At 71.1% G+C, this 4,028-nt stretch carries 5 protein-coding genes; 4 read left to right on the top strand and 1 reads right to left on the bottom strand.

Annotated elements, in window-relative coordinates:
* Positions 1 to 532, top strand: a 532-nt coding sequence (locus FGD71_RS35360) for an acyl-CoA dehydrogenase family protein (RefSeq protein ID WP_276147177.1), incomplete at its 5' end; no start/stop codon positions are given.
* The gene (locus FGD71_RS35355) at positions 532 to 1,005 is read left to right on the top strand and encodes a nitroreductase family deazaflavin-dependent oxidoreductase (RefSeq protein WP_119104642.1); all 474 of its coding nucleotides are present in this window, start codon (positions 532 to 534) and stop codon (positions 1,003 to 1,005) included. The genes FGD71_RS35360 and FGD71_RS35355, both read left to right, overlap by 1 nt.
* A gap of 270 nt (positions 1,006 to 1,275) precedes the next feature.
* On the opposite strand, the gene FGD71_RS35350 is transcribed toward FGD71_RS35355, so the two are convergent.
* Complete coding sequence (locus tag FGD71_RS35350) at positions 1,276 to 1,923, bottom strand: TetR family transcriptional regulator (protein ID WP_119104641.1); 648 nt, start codon at positions 1,921 to 1,923, stop codon at positions 1,276 to 1,278.
* A 136-nt stretch (positions 1,924 to 2,059) separates the two neighbouring features.
* On the opposite strand from FGD71_RS35350, the gene kbpA reads away from it, so the two are divergent.
* Together kbpA and FGD71_RS35340 are read left to right on the top strand one after the other, a co-directional pair.
* Positions 2,060 to 2,827 (top strand): AfsK-binding protein KbpA, encoded by a 768-nt coding sequence (gene kbpA, locus FGD71_RS35345; RefSeq protein WP_119104640.1) that lies wholly within the window; start codon positions 2,060 to 2,062, stop codon positions 2,825 to 2,827.
* A 222-nt stretch (positions 2,828 to 3,049) separates the two neighbouring features.
* The coding region (locus tag FGD71_RS35340) for a serine/threonine-protein kinase (protein ID WP_181359337.1) at positions 3,050 to 4,028 on the top strand (979 nt) is incomplete at its 3' end.

Below are 4,028 nucleotides of genomic sequence, written 5' to 3'. Positions count from 1 at the left end.
CGCGGCGGGCGCGCTGGCCGCCGTGGGGGACGCGGCCGCCGCCGTGCTCGCGGCGGAGGCCGTCGGGGCCGCCGGCCACGTACTGGAGCGGATCGTCGCCTGTGTCAGGCAGCGTGAGCGGGCCGAGCGGGTCGAGCGGGCGGTCGGGGCGTTCCCGGCGGTGAAGCACCGGCTGGCCGACCTGTACGTACAGGTGCGGGCGGCGCGCTCGGCCGCCCACTACGCGGCTTGGGCGACGATCGGGAGCCCATCAGGAGGTGCGGCGCGAAGCGCCCCTTCGGAAGGGCGGTGGCGGGAGACGGGTGAGCGTCTCGGCGGGCTCGCGCTCGCCCAGGCGCTGGAGGCGCTGCGCACCGCCGCGGCCGAGGGGGTGCAGCTGCCCGGCGGGACCGGGTCCACCTGGGAGAATGAGGCGTATCGGTACTTCCACCGGGCGGTCGGCGACGAGCTGCTCTTCGGGCCCGTGCACCGACTGCGGGCGTACGCGGCCGACGCCGCACGCCTGTTCGACGGACGGGAGGTGACGGTCTGATGCCCCCAGGAGTCCGCCTCGTGCAGAAGGTGTCCTCGACCCGCGCCTTCGCCAAGATCGCACCGCACCTCGTCCCCGCGATGGACCGCGCCGTGCACCGGCTGACCCGCGGGAAAGTCCTGCTCAGCGCCCAGATGCTGCCCGGCGTCGTGCTCACGGCGCGCGGGGCCAAAAGCGGGCTGCCCCGGCGTACACCGCTGGCCTGCATGCCGGAGGAGGGCGGTGAGAGCTGGATACTCATCGGGTCCAACTTCGGGCGTACCGATCATCCGGCGTGGACCGGGAACCTGCTCGCCCACCCGGACGCCGAGATCAACTGGAACGGGGAGGACATTCCCGTCCGGGCCCGGCTGCTGGAGGGAGCGGAGCGGGCGGCGGTGTGGCAGGTGGTGCTGGGCTTCTGGCCGCCGTACGCGACGTACCAGGCGCGGGTCAGCCGGGAGATCCGGCTCTTCAGGATCGTCCGCCGCTGAGCGGGACATGCAGCTGAGCGGGGCACGCCGCTGAGCGGGGCACGCCACCAAGCGGGACACCGCAGAACGGGACGCCGCCACAGGGTGTTGCCAAGGAGGGTGGGTCACTGAGCGCGCTGACACGGACGCGACCACGGACGGCGACCAGGCGGCAGCCCACGTGGGTGAACTGCCGCCTGGGTGACAGGAATTCGGCCCGGAAGGCGTGGGGAGTTCGTGGGGGGTGCCGCATCCGCACCACCTGGGCACCCGGTCGGGCACCCGGGCGTACTACTTCGTCGGCTTCTTGCCGGTCACGCCCATATGCACCAACAGTGCCAGATTCGGCTTGAGTTCGGCCTGCTTCACGCCCCAGGACTGGAAGCCCTTCTGGTGCGAGGCGACCGCCGCGAGCATCGCGACGAGCGAACCCGCCATCGCCGCCGGGCTCACGTCCTTGTCGATCCTGCCCTTGCTCTGGAGCTCCTTGACGGTGTCCGTGAGGGAGTTGTTCACGGAGTTCAAGATCTTCATCCGGATCTTGTAGAACCGTTTGTCCCCCTCGGCGGCACCCAGGTCGACGACCCGCAGGATGGCATCGTTTTTGCGCCAGAACTCGAGGAACCCGTCGACGAGTTCCTGCGCGGTCTGCCAGCCCGCCTTGCCGGCCCAGGAGCGCCCTTCGAGCAACTCGGTCAACCCGGCGCCCTCCTTTGCCATTTGCTCGGCGATCTCCAGGACGGCGCCCTCGACGTCCGGGAAGTACTGGTAGAAGGTCGCCGGTGACGTGCCCGCCTTCCGCGCGACGTCAATGACTTTGACGTCCCGGTAGGGCGACGAGCTGAGCATCTCGCTGAGGCAGTCGAGCAGCTTCTGCCGAGTCGCCTGCCCACGCCGTCCGGCCACACGGCCGTCGACGGTACGCACTTGTCCTGTCATGCCGTCAGCTTACCGAGGGGTGATCGGAGCGCGATTCGGCCGACTGCAAATGGGGTGCGACCGCTTCTCGGCCACCCTCACGCCACTCGGGTGCGCCCACTCTGCGGGATGCGGGGGTGACCATTAACTTGGCCATATGGCCGATTCCAGGGCATCTGCCGCATCCGCCGGTTTCGCGGAGGGGGTCCCCTGCTGGCTCGAGGCCCAGCTCTCCGACGTGGAGGCGGGCAAGCGCTTCTACGGGGAGCTCTTCGGATGGACCTTCGAGGCGGCGCACGCCACCTCCACATGGGCGTACAGCGAGGGCCTGGCCGTCGCCGCGCTCGTGCCCAAGAGGGACGGGCGGATGCCCACCGTCTGGACGGTGCACTTCGCGACCCACGACGCCGCCGGGACGGTCCGCCGGATCCGGGAGGCGGGCGGTCAGGTGATCACGACGCCGGTGCCCGTGGGCCCGTACGGCACGATGGCGCTCGCCGCCGACCCCGAGGGTGCCGTCTTCGGGCTCTGGGAGGGCGCCGAGCACGCCGGCTTCGAGCGGCGGTACGAACCGGGCACCTTCTGCCGGGTCGAGCTGTACTCGCGGGACCCGGAGGCCGTCGCCCCCTTCTATGAGGACGTCCCTCTCGGGGGCCTTGGTGAGGAGGGCGCCGGCACCCCCGGCGCGGCGGCCGACGACGTCGGCACGGAGGACTTCGGCCGGAGCGCGGTCCGGGATGTCTTCGCCGCCGAGATGCCGCCCCACTTCCTCGTGCACTTCGCGGTCGAGGACTGTGAAACCGTACTCGGTACGGTGATCGGACTGGGCGGCCGAATTCAGGTGGCTCCTTTCGACACTTCGTACGGGGTCGTGGCGGTCGTCACCGACAATCAAGGGGCGTCTTTCGCTGTTCTTCAGCGTTGACCAGGCACTGAAATGCACGGAAAAACCCCGAGAAGGGCTGAGTGCCGGGCGGGGGACGCGACGTATTTGTCCCAGGACGCCCTGAGACATCCAGATCCGCCCCCGGGTTCGCAACCGGTGGCCGAGCCAGGAAGAATCGGGGTGCGTGCCGCCGGAGCGGTTCGGTGGTGAGACGCTGCGCAGTGGCTGGAACGCAGCCGCGTACGGGGAGGTGGCAGGCAAGTGGTGGATCAGCTGACGCAGCACGATCCGCGGCGGATCGGGCCGTTCGAGGTGCTGGGACGGCTGGGTGCCGGCGGCATGGGGCTGGTCTATCTCGCGCGCTCGGCTTCGGGCCGGCGTGTGGCGATCAAGACGGTCAGGACGGAACTCGCCGAGGACCAGCTGTTCCGGGTCCGCTTCACCCGTGAGGTCGAGGCGGCGCGAGCCGTGTCCGGCTTCTACACGGCGGCCGTGGTCGACGCCGACCCGCGCGCGGCAGTGCCGTGGCTGGCCACCGCGTACGTCCCCGCACCCTCCCTCGAAGAGATAGTGACCGAGTGCGGGCCGCTCCCCGCCCAGGCGGTGCGCTGGCTGGCTGCGGGCGTCGCGGAGGCGCTGCAGTCCATCCACGGCGCCGGCCTCGTGCACCGCGACCTGAAGCCGTCGAACGTTCTGGTCGTCGAGGACGGGCCGCGCGTGATCGACTTCGGTATCGCGTCCGGCGTCTCGAACACCCGGCTGACGATGACCAACGTCGCCGTGGGCACCCCCGCGTACATGTCGCCGGAGCAGGCCAAGGACTCACGCAGCGTGACCGGGGCGAGCGATGTCTTCTCGCTCGGCTCGATGCTCGTGTTCGCCGCCACCGGCCATGCCCCCTTCCACGGCGCGAACCCGGTGGAGACGGTTTTCATGCTGCTCCGGGAGGGCCCGGACCTCGAAGGGCTCCCCGACGAGCTGCGGTCGCTGATCGAGTCCTGCATGCAGATGGAGGCCACGGCCCGCCCCAACCCCGCCGACCTCCAGGCCCAGCTGGCCCCGCACCTCTTCGGCTCCGGCTCCGACGACAGCGGTACGGCGTCCGCGTGGCTGCCCGAGCGGGCCGTCAGCCTGATCGAGGCGCGCCGCGGCGGCCGTCCGCCCGCCAAGCCGTCGACCCCGTCGAACAGCCGCGGTGGCGGCCCGGGCATGCCCGCGGCGCCGCCCCCGCCGCCGCAGG

Source organism: Streptomyces sporangiiformans (assembly GCF_005768555.2).
In the GTDB taxonomy this organism is placed as follows: domain Bacteria; phylum Actinomycetota; class Actinomycetes; order Streptomycetales; family Streptomycetaceae; genus Streptomyces; species Streptomyces sporangiiformans.
Note: the sequence above shows the minus strand (reverse complement) of the source record. Positions and strands in the feature narration are given on the sequence as shown.